21 protein-coding genes are annotated in these 24785 nt (G+C 65.0%); 5 read left to right on the forward strand and 16 right to left on the reverse strand.

What is annotated here, in order from left to right; translation table 11 throughout:
- Positions 1 to 3: 3 nt before the first annotated feature.
- Complete coding sequence (locus KF886_09055; protein MBX3177496.1) at positions 4 to 3078, reverse strand: hypothetical protein; 3075 nt, start codon at positions 3076 to 3078, stop codon at positions 4 to 6.
- A 193-nt stretch (positions 3079 to 3271) separates the two neighbouring features.
- On the opposite strand from KF886_09055, the gene KF886_09060 reads away from it, so the two are divergent.
- A complete protein-coding gene (locus tag KF886_09060) occupies positions 3272 to 3496 on the forward strand; it encodes a type II toxin-antitoxin system HicB family antitoxin (protein ID MBX3177497.1) in 225 nt (74 codons plus the stop codon).
- Positions 3497 to 3933: 437 nt separating this feature from the next.
- Here the strand turns inward: KF886_09060 and trpA are convergent, their stop codons facing one another.
- From trpA to mgtE, 7 genes are all read right to left on the reverse strand, one after another.
- Positions 3934 to 4731, reverse strand: coding sequence for a tryptophan synthase subunit alpha (trpA, locus tag KF886_09065; protein MBX3177498.1), 798 nt, complete (start codon positions 4729 to 4731; stop codon positions 3934 to 3936).
- A gap of 2 nt (positions 4732 to 4733) precedes the next feature.
- Positions 4734 to 5966 carry a tryptophan synthase subunit beta gene (gene trpB, locus KF886_09070; protein ID MBX3177499.1) on the reverse strand — a complete coding sequence of 411 codons (1233 nt, stop codon included), beginning with the start codon at positions 5964 to 5966 and terminating at the stop codon, positions 4734 to 4736.
- Complete coding sequence (locus KF886_09075; GenBank protein ID MBX3177500.1) at positions 5917 to 6537, reverse strand: phosphoribosylanthranilate isomerase; 621 nt, start codon at positions 6535 to 6537, stop codon at positions 5917 to 5919. The genes trpB and KF886_09075 overlap by 50 nt, the downstream gene beginning before the upstream one ends.
- Positions 6524 to 7306 carry an indole-3-glycerol phosphate synthase TrpC gene (gene trpC, locus KF886_09080; protein MBX3177501.1) on the reverse strand — a complete coding sequence of 261 codons (783 nt, stop codon included), beginning with the start codon at positions 7304 to 7306 and terminating at the stop codon, positions 6524 to 6526. The genes KF886_09075 and trpC overlap by 14 nt, the downstream gene beginning before the upstream one ends.
- Complete coding sequence (gene trpD / locus KF886_09085; GenBank protein ID MBX3177502.1) at positions 7296 to 8309, reverse strand: anthranilate phosphoribosyltransferase; 1014 nt, start codon at positions 8307 to 8309, stop codon at positions 7296 to 7298. The genes trpC and trpD overlap by 11 nt, the downstream gene beginning before the upstream one ends.
- Positions 8310 to 8402: 93 nt before the next feature.
- Positions 8403 to 9509: a hypothetical protein gene (locus KF886_09090; GenBank protein ID MBX3177503.1), complete on the reverse strand. Its 1107-nt coding sequence runs from the start codon at positions 9507 to 9509 to the stop codon at positions 8403 to 8405.
- Complete coding sequence (mgtE, locus tag KF886_09095; GenBank protein MBX3177504.1) at positions 9506 to 10903, reverse strand: magnesium transporter; 1398 nt, start codon at positions 10901 to 10903, stop codon at positions 9506 to 9508. Before mgtE ends, KF886_09090 begins: the two co-directional genes overlap by 4 nt.
- A 219-nt stretch (positions 10904 to 11122) precedes the next feature.
- Between mgtE and rpsT the strand changes: the two genes are divergently transcribed.
- Complete coding sequence (rpsT, locus tag KF886_09100) at positions 11123 to 11389, forward strand: 30S ribosomal protein S20 (protein MBX3177505.1); 267 nt, start codon at positions 11123 to 11125, stop codon at positions 11387 to 11389.
- A gap of 63 nt (positions 11390 to 11452) precedes the next feature.
- On the opposite strand, the gene KF886_09105 is transcribed toward rpsT, so the two are convergent.
- Both KF886_09105 and KF886_09110 read right to left on the reverse strand, forming a co-directional pair.
- The gene (locus tag KF886_09105; protein ID MBX3177506.1) at positions 11453 to 13330 is read right to left on the reverse strand and encodes a carboxypeptidase regulatory-like domain-containing protein; all 1878 of its coding nucleotides are present in this window, start codon (positions 13328 to 13330) and stop codon (positions 11453 to 11455) included.
- 41 nt (positions 13331 to 13371) lie between these two features.
- Positions 13372 to 15375, reverse strand: coding sequence for a carboxypeptidase regulatory-like domain-containing protein (locus KF886_09110; protein MBX3177507.1), 2004 nt, complete (start codon positions 15373 to 15375; stop codon positions 13372 to 13374).
- 130 nt (positions 15376 to 15505) lie between these two features.
- On the opposite strand from KF886_09110, the gene KF886_09115 reads away from it, so the two are divergent.
- The 3 genes from KF886_09115 (at position 15506) to KF886_09125 (ending at position 17755) form a co-directional block, all read left to right on the forward strand.
- Positions 15506 to 15811, forward strand: a complete 306-nt coding sequence (locus tag KF886_09115) for a hypothetical protein (GenBank protein MBX3177508.1) — start codon at positions 15506 to 15508, stop codon at positions 15809 to 15811.
- Positions 15812 to 15969: 158 nt separating this feature from the next.
- Positions 15970 to 16818, forward strand: coding sequence for an HDOD domain-containing protein (locus KF886_09120; protein ID MBX3177509.1), 849 nt, complete (start codon positions 15970 to 15972; stop codon positions 16816 to 16818).
- A gap of 1 nt (position 16819) precedes the next feature.
- Positions 16820 to 17755: a diguanylate cyclase gene (locus tag KF886_09125; GenBank protein ID MBX3177510.1), complete on the forward strand. Its 936-nt coding sequence runs from the start codon at positions 16820 to 16822 to the stop codon at positions 17753 to 17755.
- A gap of 4 nt (positions 17756 to 17759) precedes the next feature.
- On the opposite strand, the gene KF886_09130 is transcribed toward KF886_09125, so the two are convergent.
- The 6 genes from KF886_09130 to KF886_09155 form a co-directional block, all read right to left on the reverse strand.
- On the reverse strand, positions 17760 to 18992 hold the full coding sequence (locus KF886_09130) for a tetratricopeptide repeat protein (GenBank protein MBX3177511.1): 1233 nt from the start codon (positions 18990 to 18992) through the stop codon (positions 17760 to 17762).
- 5 nt (positions 18993 to 18997) lie between these two features.
- Positions 18998 to 19387 carry a RidA family protein gene (locus KF886_09135; GenBank protein MBX3177512.1) on the reverse strand — a complete coding sequence of 130 codons (390 nt, stop codon included), beginning with the start codon at positions 19385 to 19387 and terminating at the stop codon, positions 18998 to 19000.
- Between the two features lie 121 nt (positions 19388 to 19508).
- Entirely contained in the window at positions 19509 to 20690 is a 1182-nt protein-coding gene (locus tag KF886_09140; protein MBX3177513.1) for a DegT/DnrJ/EryC1/StrS family aminotransferase, read from the reverse strand.
- 7 nt (positions 20691 to 20697) lie between these two features.
- Complete coding sequence (locus KF886_09145) at positions 20698 to 21585, reverse strand: sugar nucleotide-binding protein (GenBank protein ID MBX3177514.1); 888 nt, start codon at positions 21583 to 21585, stop codon at positions 20698 to 20700.
- Positions 21586 to 21643: 58 nt separating this feature from the next.
- Positions 21644 to 22978 (reverse strand): MFS transporter, encoded by a 1335-nt coding sequence (locus KF886_09150; GenBank protein MBX3177515.1) that lies wholly within the window; start codon positions 22976 to 22978, stop codon positions 21644 to 21646.
- Between the two features lie 192 nt (positions 22979 to 23170).
- Positions 23171 to 24652 carry a PLP-dependent transferase gene (locus tag KF886_09155; protein ID MBX3177516.1) on the reverse strand — a complete coding sequence of 494 codons (1482 nt, stop codon included), beginning with the start codon at positions 24650 to 24652 and terminating at the stop codon, positions 23171 to 23173.
- Positions 24653 to 24785 lie beyond the last annotated feature (133 nt).

Here is a 24785-nt window from a genome sequence, read left to right on the forward strand (position 1 = left end):
GCGCTAACGGGACAGGGGGCGCATCTCAAAGGGCGCAAACAGCCCGTAGGCCAGGGATTCGTATTCCGATCCGGGTGGTGGTCCGGTATCGGGGGCGGTGCGGAAGTGGCCGGGGCCCGCGAGTCCCGGGGCGTGGTTGCCGTGGTTTGGCCCCATGCTGTTGCGCGGGGTTCCGATGACACGGACGGTGACGCGATTGGCGCCGGGTTGCATCTTGCCCGCAAGATCGAGCCGCCACGGCTGCCGCCAGATGTAGCCGGCGTGCTGGTCATTCACGCGAACTTCGGCGACGCTTCCGTACCAGTTGGGCAGGGAGACGCGGTAGGCGTCGGCCGGCGTTTCGAGTGTGTAGGTCTGGGTGTATTCGACCGCGCAGCCGAGGAAGGGCATGCCCTGCTGGTTCCAGGGGGCGAGGCTCAGGGGTTTCGCGGCCGCGATCTGGAAGCCGGCATCCGCGGCTTCGAGCGCGAAGTTGCCGATAATATAGATTGCGGCGATCTCGTGGAACATCGTGAAGGGGCGAGCCACCAGTGTCAGCGTGTTTTCGCCTTCCCGGACGGCCTGGCTGATATCCAGAATGCCGAAGGACCGGTCGAACCACCAGAGCCCGGGCGTGGCGGCGACGGGCTGGCCGTTGCAGGTGATCGTGAAGAGGTCCGGCCGCTCCACCACGGCGCTGAGGGATTCAACCGGCGCGCCCTGAACGGTGAAGCGGTAGGTCGCGGTGAAACCGCTTTCCTCGGGGAAGGTCTGGCTGACCAGGTTGTCCTTGAATTGTACGGCGTGATCCCAGGGGTTGTGATCCAGGCCGTGCTTCTGGAAGGCGAACTCCGCGGCGCGGTGGTAGTAGACCTTCTCCAGGGTCTCGCCGCCCGCCGTGACGTCGAGGAAATCGAGGACCAGCACGTTGGGAACGTCCCGGTGGACTTCCGTGGGACCGGACGGCGCGATGGGTTCGCCCGGCGCCGGTTCAGGGTCGGGATCAATCGCCGGGGCGCCATCGCGCCACTCCAGCAGGAGGCTGCCGGCGGGCGGCAGCTCGAAGGGGATCTCCCCCACGCCGCTGGCGTGCGGGGTGATCGCGCCGGTCTCCGGATCCCAGCGGTACACGGGCTTGCCGGTGTGGGCGATCCGGCCGCGCGACGGATGCGTGAGGCTGGTGTTCACCAGGAAGAGCAACTCGCCGTCGTCGAAGCGGCGGCGGTGGTGGTAGAGGATGCCCTCGTCATTGGCCTCGCGGTGGACGGCCATACCGGTCGCGGCGGTGCGAACTTGAAGGGCCTCGCGAAGCGCATCCGGCGCTGCGAACTGCCAGGATGCCTCGTTGGCGAGTTTCTGGCCCCAGTTCATGGGGGCGCCGTCGGCCCGGGTCGTGTTGGGATCCATACAGGCGTACACGAGGCCTCCCTGCCGGACATACTCCGAAAGGAGCGCCACGGTGGGGCTGTTGAGGTTCTCCAGGAGCGGCGGCAGCACGACGGCGGAATAGGAACGTTCACCCACGACGAAACGCCCGCCCTCGATCTTGCCGTGATCCTCGATGATGTCTTCCGAGCCGATGTCGAACTCCACCTGGGCCTGCGCCAGATCCACCACGAGCGCCTGAAACGCGTCACCCAGGGCCTTGCGCGGGTCCGCGGGTTCGCCCTGGTACATCCAGGCGGTGGTGGTGGGTTGGATGATCAGAATCTCATTGACCTGCCGCCCGCTCGACAGCGCCGCCGAGAGGCGCGTGAAGTAGGCCGCCGGGACGTGGTACGCCTCCCACCAGGGGCTGTGGTAGGAGAAGGATGGCGGGTAATCCGCCTTCCGCGCGCCGCGCATGGAGATCCGCGACAGGTGCTCGTTCATGGTGTTGACGCCGAGGACGTAGAGCCAGTCGCCGATACGCTTCATGTCTTCGAGGCGGGTTTCCCAGCCCGCGCCGCCATAGGCCTCGCAGAGGGTTCGTTTCCTGCCGAGCTGGTTCGCCACGCTGGCGAGCTCGATCACCGCCCGGGTGTTTCCAAACTGGGCGCGCACATCCTCGCTGTACTGGTTGAAGAGCGTGTCGATGGCCGGGCGCTGGTGCCATGCGTACATGGCCATGTTGTCCGGCACGGTGGTGCAATTGGGCCACTCGTGTTCCCAGTAGTGGCCGGTAAAATCGAGCCCCCTGGCCTCGCAGTATTCGAACACGGGCCGGGCCCAGCGCTCGACGAAGAGGTCGTTCAGCGTGTGGTAGTAGTTGTGGCGGACGCGCTTCCAGTCGCCGACAGGCTGCGAAAGGCTGGCCAGGTGTTCGCGCAGGTCGTAGCCCCAGCGCCGCTGGAAGACCTCGGGGAGATCGGGCGTCCAGTGGAACTGGCCGGCGGGGCGGAGGTGCGGCTCGTCCGTGAAGACGCCGGGGAGGCGCTTGCCAAAGTGCTGGCCGAGCTCGCGCTCGTAGGCGCCCATGGTGATTTCGAGGAACTTCTCGGTGACGCCGGGGCGCAGGAGATCGACGTACCACCAGCCGCCGTACCAGGGCGATTCCTTCGCCAGCTCAATGCGGACGGTGGTATAGGCGCCTTCGGGCAGCGACGCGCCGTTCTTGACCTGATCCGTGACGCGGACGCACGCGTCGCCGGCGGTGTCGTGGACGTCAAGGATATCGTCGGACCAGGCGGGCGGCGAAGACGCCGACTCCATGCGCAGGCCCTGCCCGCGCGATTCGGGCATGGCCTCGGGCACGTAACCGCCCGCGAACCCCGATGGATAGGAGTTCTCGTCGTAGATCCAGATATTCATATCCAGTTCTTCGGCGGTTTCGAGGGACTTTTTCCAGAGCCGGAACCAGTCGTCCGAGAGGTAGGTGGTCATGAGGCCGGGCCGCGGGTGCACGAAGGCCTGTTTGACCTTCTGGGTCGCCAGATCGTGGAGCGTGGCGACGATCTGTTCCTCGGTGAGGTCGTCGTTCCAGACCCAGAGCGGGCCGGAGGCGAACTCGCGCGGCGGGTCCGCGAATTGCTCGCGCGGGCGGTCGAGGCTTTCGGCCATGGCGAGTCCGGTTCCGAGGGTGGACAGCGAGAGCATAATGGATACCGTGCGTCGATGCATCGTGGCATCCCCCTTCTAGCGAACAATCCCCCGACTGTTCGCAGGGCTCATTGTAGCACGGCGGACGGATTTCGCCAAGCGGGGCGTGAGGGCGGCGGGCGTGGGGCTGAAGCGGGCGGATGGTGTAGAATCGAACGTGGCGGGTGGATTTTCTGGTGGAGGTGGCCGTTGAACGTCCATTGGAGTCCGACTGATGCGTGATTACCACATCAATATATTCTACTCGGAGGAGGACGGGGGCTACATCGCCGATCTTCCCGACCTGGAATGCTGTTCAGCGTTCGGCGCAACGGCGGAGGAGGCGTTGCGCGAGGTGCAACGTGCAAAGTCGCTGTGGCTGGATGCGGCGCGGGCGGAAGGAAAGCCGATTCCCGCGCCTTCGTATCGGCCTGTGATTTATCAGTCTGTTGGGGGGTAGGCCAATCTTGGGGGCACAGGGGCTGATGGCGCGCTGCGCCACCGATAAAGGATGAAACACGGCCGCTGACTGTTGGCGCAATTCTGCAGTCACGCACGCTCAAGCCTTCGCGGCGGAGCCGCGGAGCTTGAACGTCGGAGATCCGCCGCAGGAGGATGGCGCCCGTGGCTTGCTTTGAAATCTCGGAGCAGCCGCTTATGACGCGTTGCGTCACCCGCTAAGGATGAAAATGGACGGCGGCTTCGCCGCCTGGCAGGCGGGGACGCCTGCGCTCCCAGCCTTTGCCGCTTCATTGTTTGAGAAACTGTAATCTGGTTTGTATGAGGCAGTTGTGGTGATGCTGAGGCGCTTTTTTTCGGAGCAGGCGCCCGCGATTCCGGGGTGATCGCGGCGCTTGCGCGGCCGGGGTGGGTCCTGTCGCGGTTGTCAGTCCCCCCCTACCCTTTCGTGGCGTCGGCGAGGGTCTTTACGAAGGCGCCGACTTTTTCGGCGGTTTCGGGCGCGTCGCCGAGCTGGCCGATCATGCGGACGATGGCGCTGCCGACGACGACGCCGCGGGCCATGCCGGCGACTTTTCGGGCCTGGTCGGGCGTGGAGATGCCGAAACCGACGGCGACGGGGGTGTCGGTGTGGCGCTGGACGTTGGCGACGGCCTGCTCCAGGTCGGCGGCGAGATCGGCCTGTTCGCCGGTGACGCCGAGGCGGGAGACGTAGTAGATGAATCCCGAGGACTGCTTCGCGATGAGCTGGATGCGGGCCTCGGTGCTCGTGGGCGAGAGGAGGAAGATGGTGCGCAGGTCGCTGGCGTCGAGGGCGGCCTTGTACTCGCCGGCCTCCTCGGGGGGCAAGTCTACACAGAGCACGCCATCCACCCCGGCGTCGGCGGCGTCCCGGGCAAAGGCCTCGATGCCATAGGCGAGGACGGGGTTGTAGTAGGTGAAGAGCATGATCGCGACCTGGGACTTCTCGCGAATGCGGCGAACCAGGGCGATGACATCGTGCAGGGTGACGTGGTTCTTAAGGGCGCGCAGGGCGGCCTCCTGGTTGACGGGGCCGTCGCCGATGGGGTCGGAGAAGGGCACGCCGAACTCAATGATGTCGGCGCCGGCGGCCTCGATGGCGTACACGATGCGCTCCGTCTGATCGAGGGTGGGATCGCCCGCGGTAATGTAGGGAATGAACGCGGTCTTACCCGCGGCCTTAAGTTCCTCGAAGCGTTTGTCGATGCGGTTCAACGCTAGATCTCCTCGTCGGGCATGATAAGGCGGGCGGCCTGCGTGACATCTTTGTCGCCGCGCCCGGACAGGTTGATAATCACGATATGGTCTTTCGGCATGCCGGGGACGGCCTTGATGGCGTGGGCGATGGCGTGTGAGCTTTCGAGGGCGGGAATAATGCCCTCCAGCTTGCTGCACGCCTGGAAGGCGTCCAGGGCCTCCTCGTCGCTTGCGTGGGTATACTTCACGCGCCCGCTCTTGAAGAGGAAGGCGTGCTCCGGGCCAACGCTGGCGTAGTCCAGGCCCGCGGAGACGCTGTGGGTCGAACCGATTTGGCCGTCCTCATCCTGCAGGACATAACTGACGGCCCCGTGGAGCATGCCGAAGTGGCCGCCGTCGAAGCGCGCGGCGTGCTCGCCGGGCACGATGGCGCGCCCTCCGGCTTCGACGCCGATCATGGCGACGTTTTCATCGCCGATAAAGTCGTAGAAGAGCCCGATGGCGTTGCTTCCGCCGCCGACGCAGGCGACGAGGGCGTCGGGGAGGCGTCCTTCCATCTCGAGGATCTGGCGGCGCGCTTCCCTGCCGATGACGCTCTGGAAGTCGCGGCAGATCATGGGGAAGGGGTGTGGGCCGTGGACAGTTCCCAGCACGTAATGGGTATCCCCCACGTTGGTTACCCAGTCGCGCATCGCTTCGTTGATGGCGTCCTTCAGGGTCTTGCTGCCAGACTTGACCGAGACGACTTCGCTGCCGAGCAGGCGCATGCGGAAGACGTTCAGCTTCTGGCGCTCGATGTCCTCGGCGCCCATGTAGACGATGCACTTCAGGCCCAGCAGGGCGCAGGCGGTGGCGGTGGCCACACCGTGCTGTCCGGCGCCGGTTTCGGCGATAATGCGGGATTTGCCCATCCGGCGCGCGAGGAGGCATTGCCCCAGGGCGTTGTTAATCTTGTGGGCTCCGGTGTGGGCCAGATCCTCGCGTTTAAAATAGATTTTCGCGCCGCCGAGTTGTTCCGTAAGGCGTTTGGCGTAGTAAAGCGGCGTTTCGCGGCCGATGAAGTGTTTGCGCAGATCTTCGAGCTCGGCGGTGAAGGCCGGGTCGTCTTTCGCGGCGTTGTAGGCCTGCTCCAGCTCGTCGAGCGCGTACATGAGCGTTTCGGGGACGAAGCGCCCGCCGAACTCCCCGTAACGGCCGCGGGCGTCAGGCCAGGGATGTTTTTGCGTTGTGGATGAATGCGCGAATTCGGTCATGATCTTTCTTTCCCGGGGCTGCTTCCACCCCGCCTGAAGTATCGACGGCATAGGGCCGCACGGCGCGCACGGCCTCGGCCACGTTATCGGGCGTCAGCCCGCCGGCCAGGATGATCGGCTTGCCCGTGCCCACGGCGAGCCGGGCGAACTCCCAGTCGCCGGTTTCGCCCGTGCCGCCGCGGCCCTGGGCCGACCAGGCGTCGAGCAGGTAGGCCCGCGCGTCGTATTGCGTCATGTCGCTGAGCGAGAAGCCGGGCCCCGGGCGAAAGGCCTTAATGGTCACATGGGCCGGCGGGCACTCTTCCGGGGGCTCTTCCCCGTGCAGCTGCACGCAGTCAAAGTAGGTCAGCAGCCCGGCCAGCGCCATCATGGATTCGTTCACGGTCACCGCGACGGTCTTTACGAAGGGCGGCAACTGGGCGATGATCTCCAGTGCGGCGTCGCGTTCGATGTAGCGATTGCGTTTTTTCGCTTCCGGCGCGAGCACAAACCCGAGCGCGTCCGCGCCCGCGTCACAGGCGGCGAGGGCGTCGTCCAGGTTGGTGATGCCGCAGATTTTAACCTTCACCATGACCGAGCAACTCCTGCATTTTCGCGCGGATGTCGTTGCTCGTCAGCAGGGATTCGCCCACCAGGATGGCGTCGACGCCGCCATCTTCGAGTTGCTGCACCTGCGCGCGGGTGTAAATGCCGCTTTCGCTCACGAGAACATTGCCGCCCGGGACGAGCTTCTTCAGCTCGATACTGCGGTTGACGTTCACTTCGAGGGTGTCGAGGTCGCGGTTGTTGATACCGATAATATGCGCACCGGCTTCGAGCGCGCGCTCGATTTCGCCCGCCGTGTGGGTTTCGACAAGCACCTCCATTTCGAGGGAGCGGGCGAGCCTGTAGAAGGCCTTGATCTCCGCGTCGTCGAGGCATCGGACGATGAGCAGGATCGCGTCGGCTTCCGCGGCGCGCGCTTCATACACCTGGTACTCGTCGACGATGAATTCCTTGCGGAGGCAGGGCACGCGCACGTGGCGGTGTACATTGGTCAGGTCTTCGAGCTTCCCCTTGAAGAACTTGTCATCGGTGAGCACGGAAATGGCGCGGGCCCCGCACTGCTCGTACAGGGCGCCGATTTCCACGGCGTCGACACCGGGCAGGATATCGCCTTTCGAGGGGGACGCGCGCTTGATCTCCGCGATCAGGCTGATGCCCTCCTGGCGGAGGGCGGCGCGGAAATCGCGCGGCGGGCGGTTCATCCCGATGCGCTCTTCAAGATCGCGCAGCGGGACGGCGGCTTTCCGCGCGGCGACTTCCAAGCGCTTGTTTTCCAGTATGGGATCAAGAATCATGGGATTTGCGAATCAATTCTTCCAGTTTATTCAGGGCGACCCCGGAATCGATGGCCGCCTGCGCGCACTGAACGCCTTCTTCCAGGGTGGCCGCGGCGCCTCCCGCCACCAGGGCGGGCGCGGCGTTCAGCACGACGATATCGCGCCGGGGGCCGCGTTCGCCCGCCAGGATATCGCGCAAAATGGCCGCGTTTGTGGCGGCGTCACCGCCCTTGAGCGATTCCGGCGGCGCGGCGGCAAGGCCCAATTGCTCGGGGGTTACTTCGTAGGTCTTCACGCCCTCGAACGTGCCTTCCGCCACGAGGCTGGGGCCCGTGAGGGTCAACTCATCGAGCCCATCGGCGCCGGCCACCACGAAGACATGGCGGCTGCCGAGATTGATCAGCACTTCCGCGAGAAATGGGATCAGCGACTGGTCGTAGGCCCCCATGACCTGTCCGTCCGCGCGGGCGGGATTGGTCAGCGGACCGAGCACGTTGAAAACGGTGCGCAGCTTCAGGTCGGCGCGAATCGGGCCAACGTGGCGCATGGCGGTGTGCAGCGCCCGCGCAAAGAGGAATCCGATACCGATCGTATCAATCGACTCCGCCACTTTGTCCGGGGCAATCTCGATGTTGACCCCCAGGCTCTCCAGCACATCGGCGCTGCCGCAGAGGCTGCTGGCGCTCCGGTTGCCGTGCTTGGCGACGGCGACCCCGGCGCCAGCCACAACAAAGGCGGCTGCGGTGGAGATATTGAAAGTCCCCGCGTGGTCGCCGCCCGTGCCGCAGGTGTCCACGAGCGGGCGCGCGGTCGCCGGGATAGGCGTGGCGAGCTCGCGCATGACCTCGGCCATGCCCGTGATCTCCTCGACCGACTCCCCCTTCATGGACAGGGCCGTGAGAAACGCGCCAACCAGGCTCGGGGGGGCTTCGCCGCCCATCAGCTCCCGCATCACGGCGGCGGCGTCTTCCCGGCTGAGGTTTTCACGGCGCACGACACGCGCGAGTGCTTCTTGAATCATCTGGTAATTCCTCTATGGATGCCCTGCGCTCACCGCGAAAGCGGGCCGTGACTCTAGCAGTCTGGCGCGCATAAAATCAAGAAAAGTGCCTACTTAGCGCGATCCGGGCGGGTTCGGAGACTGGCGGTTTCGGAGGGCCGCCAGGACGACATGGATAATGCCGGGGTCGACTTCACGGCCGAGTACGGACCGGATCAGGCGCGGATCCACGGTCTCCGCCTGTCCCGCGGCCATGGAAACCCGGAGGTAATCGGGCTTGCTGATCCATGGGAAGGGATGCGGGCGCCGGGTATGGGCAATGTAGGCCGCCAGGGCCTCGCAGGCCCAGGCTTCCGGGCGGGACGCCGCCCCGGCGACCTCGGCGAGGGTCTTCCCCGCGTCAAAAAGCGGGAAGACCGCGCGCAACTCTTCGGAAATCGCCGAGGTTTGCGGCGGCACGGGCGCGGATCGAGTGGGCGCCGCGGGCGGTTCAGGCGCCGTGGTTTCGTGCACATGCGGAGTGGCGACGGTCGGGCCGGAGGGGGCGGCGGGCGTCTCCGGGGCCGGCTTCCGTGGTGATTCGGGGAGCGCCGGGGGCGGCGGGGCCCATCGTGCGGGCGGTTCCGGGGCTGGCTCGGAATCGGGCTGCGGCGCCGCGTTCTCCTCCAGTCTGAGGCCCAGCGCCGAAACCAGGTCGCGGCGCTCTTCGGGCGTGAGAGGCATATCGGCAAGCGCGAGTACGGGCGTGTCCGGAAAGAGGGCTCGCAACGCCCGCAGGGATTCGTAGGGGGCATGGTAGGCGGCATTGTCGGGGAGCAGGCGCTGGGCGGCGCCAACCGCGACGAAGGCCAGCGATTGCGCGCGCACGAACTGGATAAAACGCGGCTGAGACAGCCGATCCGGCGTGACGGCGATTAATTGCAACGTCTTCTGCTTCAGGGCGACGCCCAGCTCGCGCCGCGCGGCTTCGGACATGTCCGGCGGGACGAGGATAGTGGGGATACGGCCATCATCCCGGACGCGCAGCGCCAGCGGGCCGGCCAAATCCGCCGCGATAAACAGCCCAATCCGCTCAGCGCCGCCGCCGAGGAGATCGCGCAGGAGCGCGGCTTGTGCGGCGGCATCACTATCCTCAAATAAGGCGTCCCGGCCCGCCTCCACCGCGGCCCGGAGGCGTTCCCGCGCCAGAAGCAGGGCGGCGGGTGTCGGTGCGGAGTTCACGGCAGTGCGGTCCCGACGAAGCCGCCGCGAATCGCGAGCGTGGCGAGGGTAAGCAGGATGAAGAAGCCGCACATGTCCGTGAGCGTGGTGAGAATCGGCGGGGCGCCCAGCGCGGGGTCGAGCTTGAGGCGCCGGAGCGCGAGCGGGACGATGCCGCCGAGGCACACCGCGTTGACGGTATTTATCAGAAAGGCCAGGCCAATAAGGAGAGCGACGATGGGCGCCTGATAGCCGCGTACGTAGTCCATGCCCAGGGCGACACAGGTTATCGCCAGGGCAAGCACGGCGCCATTGACGAGGCCCACCTGTAGCTCCTTACCGATGACGCGCCAGCCGTCCTCGGGCTTGATGAGCCCCAGGGCCAGCTCGCGTATGCTGACGGCCACGGCCTGGTTGCCGCTGCACCCGCAAAGATTGCCGATGATCGGAATGAAGAACAGAATGGCTGGCAGCCCCAGGATGGTCGCCTCGAAAAACGGCAGCGTCGTGGCGGCAAGCATGCTCAACGGTAGATTCACCCCGACCCACACCAGGCGCCGGGACACCCGCTCGCGCGCGGGCATGCTGCGGAGCTCCTCGCCGCCGATGATGCCGCCGAATCGGAGCAAGTTCCGCTCGTGCCCCTCCCCCACCGCCTCTTCGACGTGCGCCCGCCGGACCACGCCCACCATGCGCTGGCTCTCGTCGGTCACGGGGACGCTATAGAAGGGGTAACGGTCGAAAAACTGAACAACCTCCTCCAGCGCGGTATCGGCCAGCACGTAGAGCGGATTCCCTATCATGATGTCCCGGAGGCGCTTTTCGCCCGCCGAAAGCACAAGATCCCGCAGCCGCACGACCCCGATCAGGGTCCCGCGCTCACTTTCAACGTAAACATATTGAACGCCATAGTCGCTGTAGGTTTCCGCATTGGCGCGGAGATCCTCCAGCACCTTCCAGACCGGGGTGTCCGCGCGGTAGAGCACGAACTCGGTGACCATGATGCCGCCGGCGGCCTCTTCGTCGTAACGGAGCAGGCTCCGCGCGTCGAGCGCCTCCTCCGGGTCCATGGCCTGAAGGATGGCCTCGGCGTCCTCCTCGTCCATCTCCCCGAGAATGTCGGCGCGGTGCTGGCTTTCGAGTTCATCGACAATTGCCGCCGCCACCGCGGCCTCCAGCACTTCGATCAGGTCGGAACCCTGGGTATCGGAAAGGCCCTCGATCAGGTCGGCGGAGGCTTCGGGTCCTAGCAGCACAAACAGATCGGTGCGCGTCTGCTCGGGCAATCGGGAAAGCGCGCGCGCGATTTCACCGGGCGACAGGGTGTCCAGATATTCGTGCAGGGATTCGCGGTTGGCGTCCTGGACCAGTTCCGCGATCCGTATCCAGCTGTCAACGATTTCGGTCTCGGACATGGTTACGGTGCTCCTGATTCCGGGGGATTGATGTGATTTGGACGGAGGTTGCGCCGGGCGGCGTCACATGCATTCTAACAAACGGGCGGGGCCGAGGCGAACGCGGCGCCCGGACGATTCAAACGACATTTTTGTCCTTGATCCGGCCCTGACCGTTTGCTATACTTCCGGCTCTGTGCATTTTGCAAGCCAACAAATTCAGCGAGAGTCTTTACCCCAATGGCCAATATCAAGTCCCAGAAGAAACGAATTCTCACGAACGAAAAGGCCCGCCAGCGAAACATGGCGGTGCGCTCGCGGATGCGCACGATGATCAAGGGCGCGCTCACCGCGATCGAATCCCAGGACGCGGAAAAGATCAAGGCGGCGGTGCCGGCCGCGCTTTCGGCAATCGACCGCGCCGCGGCGAAGGGCGTTATCCACCGTAACAGCGCCGCCCGCAAGAAGTCGTCCATCCAGCACCGCGTAGCAACGGCGTCTTCCTGACCCGTTCCCACAAGTTTACTCCGCGCAGCCGCCAGCACCTCACTGGCGGCTGCGTTTTCGCATTTACTCGCGGCGCAACCCCTTAATGAGCTCCAGCAGCCGCCCCTCGGTCTGGTAGTAGCGCAGCGCGCCTTTCTTGTCGATCAGGACCAACTGCGGTATGAAGACGATGCCGTACGTGGAAAAAGTCGTCTGCTCGTCTGAATCCCGGAGCACGGGATAGGGAATATTGAAGTAGTCGATGTACTCTTCGATTTCCTCGGCGCTGCTGATGGCGTCGTGAACGCTGATGAAGGCGACATCCTCAACGCCCTTCAGAAGTTCGTGGAGGACGTGGAGCTCGCGCAGCATGATCGGCCCGATCGACTCGTCGAAACCGGCCCAGAACAGCAATACGACGACCTTCCCCTTCAGATCCGCCAGGCTGACCGCATCGCCGCGGATCCATTTGTCGCCGGACAGCGCCGGCGCGGGCTGATCAAGCAGGCCCGCGAGGTTGTTGGCCCCGGGCGCGGGCGGACGCCTTTCCAGATCGGGCGTGAATTGGCTGAGCTTCACGGAGGCGGGCTTGGGGTTCTTGATCTTGACGGAGAAATCCGCGCGCTGGAAACGGAGCGGGTGTTCGGCGCGAAAGTTCAGCTCCTCCACGGGGGGCATAAACGTGAGCGGCAATTCAAAGTCGCCTTTGGCGTCCGTCAAGATGCTGAAGGGAACGGGCACATCCGTGATAATACTCAGGGGAACCGGCAGGTTCAGCGCGGTGACCAGGGTCACCCCGGGCTCCCGGCCATCGGAATCGCGCACCGTCCCCGTAATTACCGGGAGCCGTTCAAGCACCACGGGGGTGAGATCGATCTTGCGCAGGTCCCCCGGGTCGACGCCAATGGGCCCGAAGTTCGGCGTCATGTAGCCTGGCGGGGGCTGTATCGTGATGGCGCCCTTTCCTCCCGGAACGCGAAGCCGGAACACGCCGTCGGAGCCGGTCACGGCATTCTCGTAGATCGTGCTTCCCAGCCGGTACTGAACCCCGGCGCCCGGGCAGGGGCTTTTGTCGGGCAACAGCACCTTCCCGGTGACGAAGCGCGGCTCCAGCATTTCGAGGGAAGTCGGTTCCGAATCCTCCAGGGAACGCACCACGAGCGCGGCGGGCGGCGGCGAGGCGTATTCGGGGTGTTGCGCGGCGACCTGATACTCGCCCGGCGCGATGCGCGCGCTGTAGAACCCCTCGCGATCGGTCAAGACTTCCGCAAACTCCTTCTGGCCACGGGGGCCCACCTTAAAGATGGATACGCGGGCGTTTTCGACCCCCCTGCCGCCGATGGTGACACGGCCATTCGCCCGCCCGCCGCGCTCCATGACGATATTGCGCTGCTCGTCGTCCACGGGCAGGTAGCGAATGGACGAATCCGCGTAATCCGGGTGCTGTAGCGCAAGCTGGATGAATCCGTCCGGGGGAAGGTTGGGGATGACAAGAATGCCCGCGTCGGTGCTGCGAATGGTGGGGAAGCCGTGGGGCTCCAGGTCGTCCACCGACACCAGGGTCCGGCGCTCGATCAACATGGAGCGCACTTTCACCCCCGCCACCGGGGCCGAATCGATATTGATCACCTTCAGCGAGATAATGTCCGCGGGGCGAAGAACAATGGTAATGTCCTGATCGCGGTGAAACGGCGCGGCGCTCCCCCCCAGCGCATACCCGTCCTTGTAGGCGACAACCTCCGTAAGCGCCACCTCCAGGCCGGCGGCTTTAAAGCGCCCGTCGGAGCCGGTCGTGGACTTGTTCACCTGGCGGTTCTGTGTCACCCAGACGGCGGCCCCGGCGATGGGCGCGCCGGCCTCGTCGCGGACGGTTCCAGTGAGGGTGGCGGCGGACGCCGCGCCGGCGGCGCCCCAGAGGAGCGCCAGGGCGAGCAGCAGGCATTTCGGGGAAACTCTAATCATGGGAATCGGGTCCAGGCTTTGCCGGCCACGGGTGTGGCGGCTCAACGATTACGCAACAAGAACAGCGGCGGCAGCGCATTGGATTCGAAGACGACGCGCCCCGCCGTGTCCAGCATCAGAACAGAAGCATCGCCGGGCGCCGCGCCGGCCAACACGGGCAGCGGCGAATCCTCACAGGGAATATCGGCCAGGGTGACCAGCGCGATGACCAGATCCGGAGCCGCGGCCAGGGTCTGGAGCTGGGTCAGGGCCTCCAGATAAATGGGTGCTTCGGCGGCGCCGGCGAAGACGAGCAACGCCCGAGCCGCCGCTTCGCCGGAACCCGCCGGGAGTTGCCCGCAGCGCAATTCCCAACTCCGCCAAGGGAGTTCGGACCCAAGAGCGCTTTTGCCCTTGCCGGGGCCGTCCAGCGGGATGTCGCCCAGTGTCTTGATCTCGCCGGGAGCCAGGTTGAAGGTTTCGGACTCGGCGCTCGCGCCGGACGCATCGCGCGCGGCAAGGCGCTGGGGCACGCCGGGGGCCACGGCCTCCCACTGAAACGCTCCGTCCGGGCCGCTGAAGGTCTGCCATAGTAAAACGGCGTCCGAGGCGGATTCACCCGGGAAGAACGCGCCGATCGATGCTCCCGGAAGCCCCCGGCCACGCCGGTTCACGACTTTCCCGTTCACGGAAGCGGCCGCAAACAACTGCACGGATCCCGGAGCATCCTGGCTCTTTTCAAGACGGAACAGGGCCACTTCGGGGCGGTCGGGATGCTCGGCGCGCCCGAGCAAAGCGCCCTCTTCGGGAAAGTGTTGTACACGAAGGCTTGTGCGGCCGTCGCCGTCGGCGGTATACCAGCCAAGCTGCCGCGGCCGGAGCAGCGTGACTATCGCACCGGGGACAGGGGCGCCCGCACTGTCCAGCACCTGAATTCCGTATGCGGGAAGGGGCTTGAGCCACATCCCCGGAAGCGCGACATCCGCGCCCTCGGCGAGGCTGACCTTCACGTTCTGGTTATCGGGCGGAAAATAGCCCGGGGTCGCGTCGATACGAATAATATTGTCTCCTTCGCCGGCGGTGAAGGCGAAGTCTCCGCCCGGCCCGGTACGAACAACGGCGGCGGTGGCGTCGTTGGTTGACAGGACCACACGAACGTTCCGGACGGGCTCTCCGCTGAGCGCATCCCGCACGTTCCCTCGTATCGTACCGGTGCCGGCGACATAGGCGCGCATCTGCTCGATCGGGCGCTCCCCGGTAATCACCAGGCGCTCCCAACCCGGCGTGCGCAGCCCGGCCCCCTCGGCGCGGTAGAGATAGACGCCCGGCTTCAAGCGAATCGTGAACTTGCCGGACAGGTTGGCCCGGTTGGTCGTGGTATCGAAGGGGGGCTGCGCGTTCTTGATGAGAATGGCGGCCTGTCCCACGGCGGCCTGGTTGGCCCGCGCGAAGATCAAGCCTTCGACCAGAACACCGGGATGCATCGTGATCTTGACGCCCTGCTGGCCAACCGGGACGTCCATGATACCTTCTTGCGCGTAGCTGGCGTGCCCGACCTTAAGGTCAATGAGCGCGCCCTCCGGGAGTCCGGTGAGAGTAAAACGCCCCGCGGCGTCGCTCACCGGCTCCGGATAGCCAAACTGGCGCAACTTGGCCAGCGGAATCCCCACCTTGTGGGCCGATTTCAGGCCAATGCGGGTGATACGTGCTCCCTCGACGGGCTTGCCACCGGGATCGGCGATGGTTCCGGAGATCTCGCGGGGTTTTCCGAGGGTGATCGTCAACGGGGGCACCACATCGCCCACGCTGAGATCGAGGTGCCGCCCGCCCATTCCATGGCCCGGGGCGACCGCGAATACGCCCGCGGGCCCGGGTTCCACCGCGTCGAATCGGAAGGCGCCGCTCTCCGGCGTGATGGTATCGAGCAAGGCGCCGCCGAGCCCGGGCTCCAGGAAGACCTGGGCGTGCGCGACCGGCTGATTGTTCGCGTCCACAACGCGGCCTTCAATCGTGGAGGCGCCCAGCGCGGCGGACAACACGGCGCCCACCAGTAAGAGTGATGTCATGTCGCTTCCTTCAGAGGTGCTGCGCCACATCGTATAGAAAATGGGGCGCGCTATCCAAGTTCGCGGCGGGGCGGGATTGAACCCGGGCGCGCCCCTTGCCTACAATGCCCGGGCAGACAGGAGAGTACGCGTGCGACAAGTGGATGTGAAGTTTCTCCGTCCCGGTCAGGTTCTTGCCGATCGGGTGTGCAACGCGGCGGGCGCGGTACTCTGCCCGCTCGGGTATACACTGACGGAACAGGCTATAGAACGTCTCGAAAACGCGCGGATCGAGAGCGTCTGGATCGAGGGCAGCGCCAGGCCGCCCGTGGACGTCACGGAGTCGCTTACGCAACTGGACCGGCGCTTTAACGGTGTGGAAGACCCGGTCCTCCTCGAAATTCGCGCCCTTATCCGGCGGCGCTACGAACGGTTTCTTGAAGAATATGGTGGATGATCGCGGACGGGACAACCGCGGGCCCACGCTCCTCCCTATTACCCCAGAACACGCGTAACGGGCGTCGTTGCCCGGCCAGCCCCTCGGGGCGCTCCGGAGAAACGCCCAAACCTCGCCTGCCCGGCGGCTTGCCGCGCGCGCAAACAGGATTGCCACCGATGGCCATGTCACCAGAACTGCTGAAGCGCAAAGTGGAGGATCTGTCGAATCTTCCCACGCTTCCCGCCTTCGTGACGGCCATCACGAATATGGTGGAGGATGACACGACAAGCGCGCAGGAAATCGCCGAGGTTATCCAGCGCGATCAGGTGCTGAGCGCAAAGATCCTGAAGCTGGTCAATTCCCCGGTATACGGCTTTCCCCGGCGCATCTCGTCGGTGACGCACGCCCTGGTCCTGCTCGGCTTTAACGTCGTGAAGGGGCTGGTGCTCTCGACGGCGGTCTTCGGGGAGCTGGCGCGCCAGACGAGCGGCCTGTGGAAGCATAGCCTGGCCACCGCGCTGCTCAGCCGCCGCATTGCGACGGAAATCGGCGCGCTCGATCCGGAGGAGTGCATGATCGCGGGCCTGCTGCACGATCTGGGCAAAGTGATTCTGTCGCACCTGGCCCCGGAAGATTACGTCCGCGCGATCGCGGCGGCCCACGAGAGCGGGCGGCACATCGCGCAGGTGGAGCGCGAGGTGTTCGGCGTGGACCATACGCGGGTCGCAATGTGGCTGGCGCTGCGCTGGAACCTCCCCGAGCGCCTGACCAACGCGCTGACCTGGCACCACACCCCCTCCCGCGCGCGAGAGGGCATGCAGATGGCCGCTATTGTGCACCTGGCCGATATCCTGGCCCGCGCGGAGAACTATGGCGAATCGGGCGATGGCACGATGCCTCCCCTGGATCACGCGGCGTTTGACTCACTCGGGCTGAGCCTCGAACAAATCGAGACGATCCTGAATGACGCGGCGGAGCAGTATCGGCGCGGGGCGGACGTGTTCGTCGTGGGGGGCGGCGTATAAGATGCCCAAAAAGAAACCGGTCCATCTGCTCGTTATCGACCCGTTTGACGCGCTCGCACATGCCGTGAAACTCCTGCGCGACGCGGGGTTCGCGGTCGATGTAACGGAGCATGCCTCTCAGATCCATCCGATGATTCAGGAGGTCCTGCCGGCCTGCCTCATCGTGCCGCTGGAACTACAGGGGCGGGATGGCGACATGCCGCTCGTGCGGGAACTGAAGAATGACAGCATCTACGGGCATCTCCCCGCCATTACGGCGCTCCCGGCGGAACGGCTTGAGGGGCTGGATTGGGCGGAATTGCAGGCGGACGAGTTTGTCATCCTGCCCTGTACCGATGGGGAATGGCTGGCGCGCGTCAAGATCTGCCTGGCGCGCGCGCAGCGCGATCTGAACGCGAACCCCCTGACGGGACTCCCCGGCAACATCGCCATCATCCGCGAGATAGAGGCCCGCCTCCAACGGCGCGACGCGTTTGCGGTGGCCTACCTCGATCTGGACCACTTCAAGCCGTTCAATGACAAATACGGCTTTCTGCGCGGGGACGAGGTGCTCCGGATGACGGCGCGCATTGTGGTGAACGCGGCGCGTTCGATCCGTGGCGGGGCCTCCTTCGTCGGGCACGTGGGCGGAGATGATTTCGTGCTGATCGCCGCCTCCGACCAGATCGGCGCGGCCTGTGACGAGATCACGCGCAATTTCGACCTCCTGATCCCGAATTTCTATGATGAGGAGGACCGGATCCGGGGCGCGATACACGCGATCGATCGGCAGGGAAACGCCACGGTCTTTTCGCTGATGACCTGCTCGATTGCGGTGGTGGACACGGCGGCCCACACGATCCGGCACGTGGCGGATATCAGCGCGCGCGCGGCCCAGGTGAAAAAATACGCGAAGTCTATCCGCGGATCCGCGACATGCTACGATCGCCGCACCTGAGCGCTCAGCGGCAGGCGTTGGCGACTTCCTGCTCCAGCGCGGCGTAACGCTTCCGGAAGGTCTTTTCCAGCGCGTCCTGCGCCGGCATACCCTCCTTGAGCCGGTTTAGCATGGGCACAACCCGCTGGCCCCCGTAGCGCGTCCAGAGGAGGTTCGCGGTCGCATGGGCCTGCGCGTAGGCGAGGGTAAGCGCTTCGGGGCCGAGGCGGTTTAACTGGCTCCCCTCCAGGTCGGCCAGTTTGAAGTCGAGCCCTTCGGCGTAGGCGCGGCGAAGCAGGTCCAGGCGCGGGGCGTCCAGACGCCGCGAAAGCGTCTCCGCGAGCCCCTCGTTCAGCCACCACGGCATGTTCGGCCCCACAAGATGGCGCAGCGCGACATGGACGTACTCGTGGGTGAGGCGGCGGTTCAACTCTTCTTCGTCCAGCCACTGCCCTTTCTCGTCCGTGATGGGCGCGCGAATCTTGCCGTCGTAGACGGCCCCCACATGGCTGTCGAGCTGGGTCGCCTCGGCAAACTGTTCGGCGCTGTAGAGGATGACTTTGACCGTTTCCGGCGGATAGACGCCGCCGAGCTTGCGCCCGATGTCGGCGTAGGCGCGCTCCAGGATGGATAGAATCTTGAAGCGCGCGCTTTGCGTGACGCCTTCGGGATAACTCAATTGAAAATGGCGGGTGGCGGAGCTGTTGAAGTGCTGCTCGACATTCACCTCGCGAAAAAGCTTTTCGTATTTCTCCTGGAGCCCGGGCCAATCGGGTTTCACTTCGAGGACGTAATCCCACTGCACGCGCGCGGAGGGAAGGTCGTTGTCCTGGTAATAGGCCTCGCCCAGCAGAAAATGCGCATCCAGCAGGCCCGGCTTCAGCTCTATAGCTTCCTCCAGGCGGAAAATGGCGTTGGACACCTCGTTGAGTTTGAGGTGATAGGAACCCACCTGCACGAGCGGCGAAGGATTCTGCGGGTGAATGCCTATCGCGAGGGTAAGGTGGCGGATCGCCTCGGCCATCTTGCCCGCCAGGTCGAACTCGCGGGCAACCTCCTGGTGCGCATTGCACAGGTTGTGGCGGATCGTGTCGTTGTCCGGCGCGAGCTCGTAGGCCTCTTCGAAATACGCCAGGGCTTCCGTGAAGCGGCCCGCCTCGTAGGCGTCTATGCCGAGCTTATTGAACTCGACCGCCGTCCGCGCCAGGGCGGCGGGCGCAAACGCGAGGAGCAACAGGCCAATCGCGGCGGGGCGCATGCGCGCTAAGCCTCGGGAATGATGGCGACAGCCTCAACTTCCACCTGGAAGTCCAGCGGAAGCCGGGCCACTTCCACGCAGGAGCGGGCCGGGGGATTCTCGGTGAAGTAGGTGGAATAGACCGCGTTGAAGCGCTTGAAGTTGTTCATGTCCTTCAGGAAGCAGGTGGTCTTGATAACGTGCTCCAGGCCGGATCCCGCATCTTCCAGGACCGCGCGCAGGTTGTCGAGGGTGAGGTGCGTTTCCTCCTCCAGCGTGCCGGGCACAACGCCGCTGCCGTCTTTCGCCATGGGGCCCTGCCCCGATACGAAAAGGAGGTTGCCCGCGCGAACCGCGTGGGAATACGGCCCCCCCGCCGGGCTGCCGTTGGGAGAAAAAATGCATTCTTTTTGCATCTCAAGTCCTTCGTCTTCCTGAATGTTGCCGCGCAAGCTCGGGGATAGTCCGGCAAGCGCGGCCTACTGCTGGCGAAACAGTACCACGCACTGTCGGGAGGCGTCAAACCCGATTTGGAGGCTACGTCCGCAACGAACGCACCGCATCGATCAGACAATCGAGGTGATCGCGCGTTTGTCGCGGGTTTATCGGGAACGTAACGAGGCGCTCCGCGAGGCGTTCCGCCACGGGGAACTGTCCGCGGCGGTAGCCGCGATTCTGGAAAGCGGTGGACCAGTGCAGCGGGATGTAATGGAATCCAATCTGTATATCGTGCTCATGGCGCATGCGATAGATAAAGTCTTCCTTCGTGAGGCCGAAGAGCTCGGGATCGATGCAGACGGGGTACAGGTGAAACACGTGCGTACAATCCGGGCGGCTCACAGGTAGTGAGAGGCCGGGGATATCCCCCAGGGCCTCGGAGAGGTACGCGGCGTTGTCGATGCGCCGTTGGTTCAGACAGTCAAGTTTCTTGAGCTGCTCGAGGCCCACCGCGGCCTGGATATCGGTCATACGAAAGTTGTAGCCGCAATCGTCAAAATCCTGCCACCAGAACTTTTTATCCATGGGAAACTTCGCGGGGTCGAGCGCGCAATACTTCGTATTCCCGCCGTGCACCCGGGTGCAGTGGGAGCGATAGAGGGCGACGCGTTCAAAGATCGCGGGGTCATTGGTTACTACCATCCCCCCCTCTCCCAGGGTGGAGATGTTCTTCTGCTCGTGGAAGCTGAAGCAGCCGGTGGTCCCCATCGAGCCCGCGGCGCGCCCGCGGTATCGCGCTCCAATCGCGTGGCAGGCATCTTCTATGACAGGTACACCGTGCTTCTCCGCGATGGCAAGGATCGGGTCCATGTCGGCGCACTGGCCGTAGAGATGCACGGGGACTATGGCCTTCGTGGCGGGCGTTATCGCGGCTTCGATCTCGGCCGGATTGATGTTGTAGGTAACGGGGTCCACGTCAACGAAATCGATTTCGGCGCCGAGGGTGACCGGGGCCGCGGCCGTCGCAATCCACGTTATCGGAGTCGTGATTACGCGATCGCCCGGCTTGATGTCGAGGCCCACCAGGGACAGGAACAGGGCGGCGGTGCCATTGCTGACACAGCGGGCGTATTCCACGCCGCAATACTCCGCGAAAGCCTTCTCGAAGGCGACACACGCGTTCCCGCTGGTCGGCGCATTCTCGCGCAATACGCGCAGCACGGCCGCTTCCTCTTCCGGGCCGTACTGGCTCCCGAACTTGATGGTGAGTTCGTCCCGCATAGTCGCTTCAATTCCCGAAGATGAGGTTGAGAGCCCGGTCGAGGTCGCACATGGGGGTCTTCAGCACGTCTCTGGCAAGGGCGTTGTCCAGCGACACGTCATCGGGCCGGGGGGCGCGGCCTTCGAAGTCGTTGGAGTTGATCGGGACGACAAGGTTCTCGCTGCAACCGAGTTTTCGGGCGATCTGCCGCGCCATGTCGCAGCGGTTGAGCCGCGTCGATCCAGCCAGGTTGATCACGCCGCGAAAATCGTTCTCGGCCAGCTCGACGAGGGACTTGCCGAGGGTAATGACATCGACCGGGGAGCGAACTTCGTTTTCCGGGATGTGGATCTCGTCGCCCTGGCGCAGGCTTGCCTCCATCTTGGCGAGGAACGAGTTTCCGGCGCCGCCCAGCGGAAGACCGATGACGAGCGCCACGCGCGCGATGGCGTGATTCTCCAGGGCGTCGTGCACGAGGACCTCCGCGGCCACTTTCGTCCGGCCATAGAAGTTCACGGGATTCACGGGCGCGTTTTCGCTGTAGAGGCCCTCCTTCCCGTCAAACACGTTGTCCGTGGAGCAGAATACGAATCGCGCGCCGTGCAGTGCCGCGAGCGCGGCCAGTCGCCGGGTGGATTCGGTGTTGATCGCCGCGGCCTCGGCCTGGTGCGCCTCCGAGTAATCGATGTTCGCGATGGCGGCGATGTGCAGGATGGCATCGGGCCTCACGGCGGCCACCAGATCGGCGGTGGCGGCCCGGTCGCAGATGTCCATCGCGTGATGAACAACGTTGGCGAGCGGTTGCGGGAGCGGGCCGCGGCTGCACGTGTGCATGGTCCAGTCCGCGGGCGCATGGTGCAACACGCTCCCGCCGACAAATCCGCTCGCTCCGGTTACCAGGACAGTTTTCGCCATCGAATGGTCCAATCCGTTTCCGCCCGCGCGGGCGGCGCCTTTTCAGGCGGGGTTCGCGTCAGCCGGAGGCCGCGTCGCTGCGGCGGCGATCGTTCCGGGTGTGAATGCGCTGGATCTGCCAGCAGAGGAAGATCATCAACACGACAAACAATACGGACATGCTGAGCCCGAGCATATTGACGTTTCGAATCTGGTCGGCGGGCGCCCGCCCTTCCATCAGATACGGGATGACGAGTTCCTGGGCCACCGGGCCAATACTGCCGATGCCGTTGACCAGGCCGGCTACCGCCACGCCGTTGCGTTCGCCGGCCACCGAGACGGCCGCGGCGCCGCAAAGCAGGGTGTCCGGACCGTAGAGCATGAAGCCGACGAGCCCGAAGCAAATTGCCAGCATGATGGGGTTGGCGCCAAATTGCAGGACGGTAACGTAGCCGGCGACGAGCCCGACCGCCATGATGAGGGTGATGCGCTCCCAGCGCCCGCGAAAGAGCCAGTCCAGGGCGACGCCCGCGACGATCGCGCCGCCGAGCCCCGCGAAATCAAGGATGCCGGAGTAGTAGGAGGCTTTGTCGACCTCCATGCCCTGGATATACAGGAAGGTCGGGAGCCAGGAGTCCAGCGCGTAGCGGAGGAACTTGATGCAGAAATAGGCGATGCCCATCATCGGCACGATGGGGTTGATCACGATGTGGAGATAGTCGCGGAAGGTCACGGACTCTTCCGTAGACGCCTGCACCGCGTTGTCCTCGTCGCCCTCGCCATGGCTGACGATGGGATCGAGCCCAACGTCTTCCGGTTTGTCCCGTTGCCAGAAATAGACGATCCACCAGACGAAAAAGGCGGCCAGGGTGCATCCCCAGAAGGCGTAGGGCACGCCGTAGTGGTAGAGCATGTATCCCGCGATGGCTTTTACCACCAGGTTGCCGAGGAGGTAGCTTGTGGACCAGAAGCCCATGATGGTGCCGCGCTCTTTCTTGCGCAGCCATTCGGCGATGCCGCCCACGGCGCCCGGCCAGCCCGCGGCCTGGACCAGGCCATTGAAAAACATGAACACAATGAACGTGGAGAGGGAGTTCGCGAAGCCGAAGACGACGTTGATCGCGATCGAGAGGCCCAGCCCGCCGAGCAGCAGGGCGCGCGGGCCGTATTTTCGCCCGACAAAGCTGTTGACGAACTGGCCGATCATGTAGGCGACGAGGTAGGCGGTCCAGATGTAGGCGACGCCGTGCACGCTGAAGCCGTAGTCGCCTCCAGCATCCATCAATACGGGTTTGGCGGAACCGAACACCTTGCGGACCAGATAGAAGCCCGCGTAGGCCAGGTAGGTGGAAAGGAGAATCTTGATGCGCCAGATATGCTGGTCGCGATTCAGCGGCTTCAGGGCAACGGACACGCTATACTCCCGGTCAGGGGCCGTGACGCTGGAACGCGCGATCACTACGCGAACCGGCGCGGCGCCTGGACAATTCGAGCGGCGTGTTTCCCCAACCGAAGCGCGTGCGCGCTTCGCCCGTCGTGCGGCCACGCCCGGTGAAGGCGGTATAGTACCCGCTCAAGCGCGGAACTGCAACCCGGCGGACGCGCGTCAGGCCGGCAGGCCGTCGAGCGCCTCGGCGAAACGCGCGATGAGGTCATCGGTCGGTTCCAGGCCGATCGAAACCCGGACCAGCCACCGGGAGACGCCGTGGCTTTCCGCCCATTCCAGTTCGTCGAAGTGCGCGAGGAGCGTGTAGGGGCACGCCATCGAGAAGTCATTGCCCAGACTCGGGCCCTTCGATATGCGCAGGCGATCATAGAAGATTGGCGCACTGGCCTCCGGGTGCTTCAGCAGCAGAGAGAAAAGTCCGCCATAGCCCCCATCCGCGCGGCGGATCCGGTCGTAGGCGGCGCGGATGGTGAATTTCGGGTAGTAGACCCGGTCGACGGCGGGTTGCGCCGCGAGCCAGTCGCAAAGTTGCTCCGCCGTGGCGTTCATCGCGCGCACCCGCTCTTCGAAGACCCGCGAATTGTGCTCCAGCACCACCGCATCCTCGGCCCAGAGGAGGTCCTCGAAATGCCGCGCCATGTGCATCTGAAAAGGCACATTGAACGCGCTGCCCGGATTGAGCGCGAGTGCGCCCGCCATGACATCGCCCACGCCGGAAAAGGCCTTGGTCAGGCTCGTGACGATGATATCCGCGTGCGGAAACGGCTGGATGTTCACGCAGGTCGCGGCGGTATCGTCCACGATGAGCGGGACTTCGTGCTTGCGGGCCAGGGCCGCGAGATCAACGAGATCGCAGCCGTGCAGGAGCGGATTGCCCGGGAACTCGCAGACGATAGAGGATACCGGGCCGCGCTCAAGGAGGCTGCGCACTTCGTCGAGATTGTAGTCCGGGACAAAGTAGTTGCCGGGGCCTTCCACGGTCTGGATCTTGAACACATCGACGTAGGGAAAGCCGAGCTGGATGCTGCGCGCTTCCGGGCGGCGTTCCTGGGCCATGTGAAGCGCGCGGCTGACGGCGGCCATGCCGGATGGGAACAGCCATACGCCGGCGGCATCGACGCCGGTCAGCGCCGCGATCCGCTGGCGGACCGTTTCGCGGGCGGCCAGGCCGTGGGCCGGGGCGGGACGGTGGGACAGGGCGGCCTCGGCGCGCCGGGAGCTGATCACCTTCCCGAAGTGCTGCCAGAAGGCTTTGGCGTCCCGGAAGGCGGCTTCGGGGAAGAACACGGCATGCACCCCGCTGCTTTCCCAGGGACACTGCCGCACCCCCTCCCATCCCCGCACGGCCAGGAAATGGGCGCAACGCTCCGCCACCTTCTCCGAGGGAAACGCGAAGCAGCGCTCCCCCGGCTGGCCGAGGCGGTTCTCCAGGGTCGCGAAGAGCTCGGCGACCTGGGGATGCAAAACAAAACGGGGGTAACCCAATTGGAGTGATTCCACGATCTCCGGGCGCCCCTCCTCATAACCGACCACGTGATCCCAACACGGCAGGGCCACCGAGGTGGCGTGGGGGGAATCGGGCAGCGGCGCGCCCAGGTCGTCGGCGCGCCAGCAGGGGTCAGTCAGGAGATTTCGGGTCATGCGAGGGGAACACCAGCCAGTAGAGAAGTCGGGAACGAAACTGCTTGCATTTCACCACCGCATGCGCACGCACGGCCGCGGTGGAAGCGGGCGATACAGTAGCACAGGGTGCGGCGGTGCGCTCAAGTTTCCG

This window comes from Candidatus Hydrogenedentota bacterium (assembly GCA_019637335.1).
Lineage (GTDB): Bacteria > Hydrogenedentota > Hydrogenedentia > Hydrogenedentales > JAEUWI01 > JAEUWI01.